Annotated in this window: 4 protein-coding genes and 3 pseudogenes; 3 read left to right on the forward strand and 4 right to left on the reverse strand. The window is 62.5% G+C overall.

Features of this window, described 5'->3' with window-relative positions; translation table 11 throughout:
* Both FFS13_RS19600 and FFS13_RS19605 read right to left on the reverse strand, forming a co-directional pair.
* Positions 1–162 (reverse strand): annotated as a pseudogene (locus tag FFS13_RS19600) (plasmid pRiA4b ORF-3 family protein); the annotation flags it as partial.
* A gap of 3 nt (positions 163–165) precedes the next feature.
* Positions 166–381: pseudogene (locus tag FFS13_RS19605) on the reverse strand (transposase domain-containing protein); the annotation flags it as partial.
* 176 nt (positions 382–557) lie between these two features.
* Here FFS13_RS19605 and FFS13_RS19610 point away from each other — a divergent pair.
* From FFS13_RS19610 to FFS13_RS19620, 3 genes are read left to right on the forward strand one after another with little or no spacing between them, the layout of a single operon-like run.
* A complete protein-coding gene (locus tag FFS13_RS19610) occupies positions 558–1,808 on the forward strand; it encodes a site-specific integrase (protein WP_137820732.1) in 1,251 nt (416 codons plus the stop codon).
* Positions 1,805–2,749, forward strand: coding sequence for a tyrosine-type recombinase/integrase (locus FFS13_RS19615; RefSeq protein ID WP_137820733.1), 945 nt, complete (start codon positions 1,805–1,807; stop codon positions 2,747–2,749). Before FFS13_RS19610 ends, FFS13_RS19615 begins: the two co-directional genes overlap by 4 nt.
* Positions 2,746–3,756, forward strand: a complete 1,011-nt coding sequence (locus FFS13_RS19620) for a site-specific integrase (RefSeq protein ID WP_137820734.1) — start codon at positions 2,746–2,748, stop codon at positions 3,754–3,756. The genes FFS13_RS19615 and FFS13_RS19620 overlap by 4 nt, the downstream gene beginning before the upstream one ends.
* An 85-nt stretch (positions 3,757–3,841) precedes the next feature.
* On the opposite strand, the pseudogene FFS13_RS19625 reads toward FFS13_RS19620, so the two are convergent.
* Positions 3,842–5,203: pseudogene (locus tag FFS13_RS19625) on the reverse strand (IS66 family transposase); the annotation flags it as partial.
* Positions 5,204–5,221: 18 nt separating this feature from the next.
* A complete protein-coding gene (gene tnpB, locus FFS13_RS19630; protein ID WP_256657952.1) occupies positions 5,222–5,581 on the reverse strand; it encodes an IS66 family insertion sequence element accessory protein TnpB in 360 nt (119 codons plus the stop codon).
* Positions 5,582–6,028: the final 447 nt, after the last annotated feature.

Here is a 6,028-nt window from a genome sequence, read left to right on the forward strand (position 1 = left end):
CTCCCAGCCCATCGCGAACTGGATCACCGTATGCAATTTGCCCAAGGTGATGTTTTCCGGCACCGCCACGCGGCGCCAGATGGCAGGTTCGACCCACTTCAGTTCAATGTGCAGTAACAACAAATCCGGCTCGGGTTTTGGCAAACGAACAGTTTTGACCATGGATCAGGCAGCCTCGCAGTGCTCCGTGAGTGTGAGAGAAACGTTCCAGGGCAGCAGTTCGTCAATTCGATTGATCGGGTGCTCGGCGATGCGCTCCAGGACATGTGTCAAATAGGCTTGCGGGTTCAGGTCGTTGAGCTTGGCCGAACCCACCAGGCTGTAAATCGCAGCCGCTCGTTCTCCGCCGGCATCGGAACCGACAAACAGGTAGTTTTTACGGTTATGCCAAGCTTGGCATAACCGCAATTATGTCCAGTCGGCGATTATGACCAGTTTTTCCGCAGCAGCCCGGCACTGACTGGCAGGACGCATGCTCAGTTCTTTCTGGCCGATTTCCACTCTCCATAATCAGCGGCAGTCTCCTGAGGTTTCGTACCTCACTCCAGGAGACGACCATGTCTATCGACGCATTTCTGGCGCACCTTGCGCGCCGTGACTGGCTGACGCAGGGGCCTTTGAGCAGTCTCACCGCATCGTACATCGAAGCGCTGCAGATCTATCACTACCGAGGGAGCACCATCCGGGCTTACCTGCGCTGCCTGGCGCACTTCAGCTATTGGATGAAGGGCGAGGGGCTAACCCCATCAAGCATCGATCGTGAGTTCATCGAACACTTCATGCGGAACCATCTACCGATCTGCACCTGCCCTCCACCACGCCGATCCGTAGTCGGGGAGATGCGGGCTGCCCTGCATCATTTGTTGCCCCTACTTCCGGCGGCGGACGGGGCGCCGGCAGAGATGGATCCCGTTGAGGCCGAACTCGACCGCTTCGGCGATTATCTGCGCCACACCTGTGGCCTGGCGCTGCTGACCTGCAGCTACCGGGTCCGGCATGTGGCGGCCTTCCTGACCGGCCGCTTCGGGCGAGGCACCCCTGAAATCGAATTGTTGGCCGCGACCGACATCGACGACTTCCTGAACGGCCTCGCCGTCCGCTGGCAGCCTGCCTCGCGCAAGGTCATCTGCACGAGCTTGCGCAGCTATTTGCGCTTCCGCGCCATGCTGGGCGATGACACCCGGAGGCTCGCTGCGACTCTGCCGGCGATCGCGAACTGGCCGCGTCGGCACCCACCGAAGGTGCTTTCGGACGCTCAGCTCGAGCACTTCTTGCACGCCTTCGATCTCAGCGATCCGATCGGCTTGCGCGACTATGCCATCGCCCGCTGCCTGCTCGATCTCGGACTGCGGGGCGATGAAGCCGCCCATTTGACGCTGGAGTCCATCGATTGGCGTCACGGAATCGTGACGCTCCCCCGAACCAAGAGCCAGCGCACGCAGCTGCTGCCGTTGCCGGTACAGACCGGCGAGGCGCTCGCCCGTTACCTTCGAGACGGACGACCGCTAACTGAAAACCGCGCAGTGTTCGTGCGCCACCGCGCGCCCTTTGGCGTCCCCCTCAGTGTGGCGGCCATCCGCAATGCGATGAACCGTGCATTCGTCCGGGGCGGTCTGAGGGATCGGTTCTGCAACACCCATGTACTGCGGCGCTCGATGGCTACCCGGCTGCAGAAGAATGGTGTGTCGATCAAGGAGATCGCCGATGTACTTCGGCACCGGGATCTCAACACGGCGAGGGTGTATGCGCGCGTCGACCTGGAGCGCCTGCGGGACGTCGCCCTGCCTTGGCCAGGGAGCAAATCATGAACGCCGCGACGACTTGGGCGGTGCGCGTGGAAGCGTACCTGGCCTATCGCCGCAGCTTCGGTTTCGAGCTGACAATCGAAGGTGGTCAGCTCGCATCGTTCGCTCACTTTGCCGACCAGCGCGGCGCCACACACCTCACGCTGGAACTGGCGGCGGACTGGGCACGTGCCTCACGCCATCCCCGTCCGATCAGTTGGGCACGCCGGATCGAGGTGCTACGTGGCTTTGCGGCTTTCTGCCTGCGCACCGATCCGGAGACAGTCGTGCCCCCGCGGCATCTCTTCGGCCCGGCCCATCGGCGCCTCGTGCCACACATCTACACCGACGAAGAACTGCGAACCCTCTTGGCAGCAACCGATCGCCTGGGGGGCCCGGGAAGCCTGCGTCCGGCCACCTGCCGCACTGTATTTGGCGTGCTGGCTGCCACCGGACTGCGCATCTCCGAAGCGCTCGATCTGACCCGAGCCGATGTGGATCTCGAGGCGGGCGTGCTCGATATCCGGGACGCCAAGTGCCACCAGCGTCGTTTCGTGCCCCTCCATGCAAGCGTACCGCCTCACCTCCAGGCGTATGCACAGCTGCGGGACCGGCTCGTTCCCAAAGCGTGTTGCGATCGCTTCTTCCTGCGCGACGACGGTCGTGCCGTTGATCCACGCACCATGCGGTACGCGCTTCACTCGCTCTGTGGCGAACTCGGCTGGCAGGTGCGCGGGGACCATGCTCACCACCGGCTTCACGACCTGCGCCACACCTTTATCGTGCGCAGCGCGCTGCGCCTCTACGAGCAGGGCGGGGACGTCGGGTGGAACCTGCCGGCGCTGTCGATCTACGTGGGCCATGCCAAGGTGGTCGACACCTACTGGTACCTCACCGGCATTCCGGACCTGATGTCCCTCGCCGCCGAGCGATTCCACCGCTACGTTCAAGGGGTGCCAACATGAACTCGCTCCTTGCCGATCCGGCCGAGTTCGCCACCTTGCTCCAGCGCTTCTTTGCCGAACGCCTGCTCCAGCAGCAGGCCGTCAGCCCCCGGACCGTAGCCGCGTACCGGGACGCCTTCCGCCTGTTCCTGACGTATGCCGAGGACGAATTGGGCAGGCCGCCGGCCAAGCTGACCCTGCACGACTTCGATGCGGAGCTGATCCTCGGCTTCCTTGCGCATCTCGAAGGCGAGCGCCACAACACCGTGCGTAGCCGAAATGCACGGCTTGCCGCGGTACGGTCCTTCGCCCGGTATGTAGCCGTCCAATGCCCGCCGGCGCTGCTCCTCGTCCAGCAGATCCTGGCCATTCCGATGAAGCGCTTCGACAAACCTCTCCTCGGCTTCCTCAGTCGGGACGAGGTGCGGGCGCTGCTGGCCGCCCCCGACTCCACTACCTGGTGCGGTCGCCGCGATCGGGTGTTGCTCAAGCTGCTCTACAACACCGGCGCCCGGGTCTCCGAACTGATCGGTATCCGCGTTCGCGATCTCGCGCTTGACGTGACGCCATCGGTGCGCCTGCACGGCAAGGGGCGAAAACAGCGCACAGTGCCGCTATGGAAGGAAACCGCCGCAGAGATCCGCCACTGGCTCGCTGCCACCAGCCTACAGCAGGACCAACCCCTGCTGCCCAATCGGTGGGGGCGACCGATGACCCGTTCCAATGTCGCCGAGCGGATCGCGCGGGCCGTGAGCATGGCGACGTCGCACTGTCCGTCTCTGCATGGACGGAGCATCTCTCCGCACACGCTGCGCCACACGACTGCTATGCACTTGCTGCAGGCCGGTGTCGACCTCTCAGTCATCGCCCTGTGGCTCGGTCACGAGAGTCCGGTGACGACGCACGGCTACGTCGAAGCTGATCTCGCCATGAAGGAGCGCGCCCTGGCCGCGATCGCGCCGCCCGACGTTCGGAGCACGCGCTATCGCCCGACGGACGCGTTGTTGAAGTTCCTGCAAACCCTTTGATTATCCGCAGCTGACAGGGTTAGGCCGCCATACACGGGGCGGCCTCTTGTCGGGGGCTCAACATAATCGCCGACTGGACATAATTACGCCCGATGACGAAGGGCCGAATGGCCCGCTCGGCGGCGTTGTTATCGATCGGCAGGTGGCCTGCCTCGATATAGCGTTCGAGCCGGCGCCAGTTGCTGGCCAGGTAGTTCACCGCCTTGCCCAGGGCGTTCTGCGCAGTGACTTGGGGCTGAGTTTTCTCCAGCCAGCTTTGCAGTTGGGCCAGGATCGGCTGGCTGCGCTGCTGACGGCCGTGGTGGCGCTGTTCATCGCTGACATCCTTGAGCTCGCGCTCGATGCCGTAGAGTTTGTTGATCATCCCCAGCGCGATGTCGGCGCGTCCGGTTTTGCCCTTCGGTTGCACCTTTTGCGCTTCGACGAACTTGCGCCGCGCATGGGCCCAGCAGGCCAGTCGTTCGACGCCCTCTTGCGCGGCCACGGCGTTGTAGCCGGCGTAGTCGTCGGTCATCAAATAGCCGCGATAACCGTCGAGCAGGCGCAGCGGAACCTCCTGTGCGCGGCTGGTTGAGTAGTCGAACAGGATCACCGGTTTGCCTGGCGGGCCGCCGGTCTGCACCCACATCCAGGATTGGCTGGAGGGATTTCGCCCCGGCTCTTTCAGCACCTGCACGCGGGTTTCGTCGCAGTGGATCACCGGGCTGTCCAGCAGCCGGTCGCGCAGCAGGTTGAGCAGTGGTTGCAACTGCTCGCCACACTGGATGACCCAGCGCGCCAAGGTCTGGCGAGGTATGTCGATGCCGTGACGACCCAGCACTTTTTCGAAGCGGTGCAATGGCAGGCCATCGACGTATTTAGTGGTCAACAGCATGGCCAACACGCTGGGGCTGGCCAGGCTTTTCTCGATCAGCTGAGCGGGCTTGTCGGCGGTGACCGGGGCGCTTTCGCAGCCCTTGCAGGCGTAGACCTTGCGCACGTGTTTGATCACGCGGATCTGCATCGGGATGATGTCCAACTGCTCGCTGGTCTCTTCGCCGATGGCGTGCTTGCGGCAACCGCAGGCACAGGTCAGCTCGTGCTCGGGCAACTCGTGGATGACTTCGACGCGCGGCAGCTCGGCCGGCAGCGGCTTGCGCTTGCCACGGCGCTTGATCGGCGCGACGACTTCTTCTGTGTCGCCAGCGGAGTCGGCCGTGGCCGGCTCGGCCAGGCTTTCCGCTTCGTTGAACATGGCCAGCTGCGGCGAATCCGGATCGGCGCTCTGCTCGGATTTACGGCCGAACAGGCGCTGGATCAGTAGCGCGTTTTGTTCACGCAGGTGCTCGATCTGCCCGTCCTTGACCACCATCTCCCTATCCTTCATAGACATCTGCTCATGCAGCGACAACAGAAGCTGCTTGAGCAAAATAGGGTCGTCAGGAAGGCTTTCGGGCACGGAAATCATGCCGTGGATTATACCGGCTCAGGTCACGAACCGCGGGGTCAAAACCTGGTGCGGGCGATTGCGCCACAGGTCGATACCGTCCAACAACCAGTTCAACTCTTGGGCCGTCAGCACGATGGCATCTTCACCTGGTTCCGGATGCGACTTGAAACGCTCGGCATCAAGACGCTTGAGCCACAGGCAGAAGCCGTTGCGCTCCCAGTACAAAATCTTCACCCGATTGCGCGCCCGGTTGAGGAAGACGAACAGCACCGGGTCGAACACCGCCACCTTGATATCCAGCTCGACCAGGGCGGCCAGGCCGTCGATGGATTTTCGGAAATCCACCGGCTTGGGGTAGAGATAGACTTTTTCGACTTTACCGTCGGGGCGCATCATGGCAGCTGGCTCCAGAAAGAAATCGGAGCACAGCATTGGCTGACCTTGGGATCATTTGAAGGTGGGGTTTATGGAGCGCTTACCTTGAACGCCTGCCGCAGGCTTCATCGGTTGAAGATTACGAAGCCTTATTGCCGTGGAACTGCTCGCCCAAATCCGCTAACTAAGCGCACCGCCACGTTTTGACTGGGTGGGGTTCATGGAGCGCTTACGACGGATTCATATCGCCTCGGCGTGCCTGGGTAAGGCAATAGAAATCAGCACAGCCAGCAACACGAAGGCCGTTGAAATCCACAGGTACGCAATAAGCCCATAAACCTGGTAGGTCGGTAATCCCCTGCCCTGTTTTTTTGCGCGCAAAGACAAACCCCCCACCCGCTTGCGCGAATGAGGGGTTTGGAATTTAAGCTTGACGATGACCTACTCTCACATGGGGAGACCCCACAC

The organism is Pseudomonas sp. 2FG, from assembly GCF_005502935.1.
In the GTDB taxonomy this organism is placed as follows: domain Bacteria; phylum Pseudomonadota; class Gammaproteobacteria; order Pseudomonadales; family Pseudomonadaceae; genus Aquipseudomonas.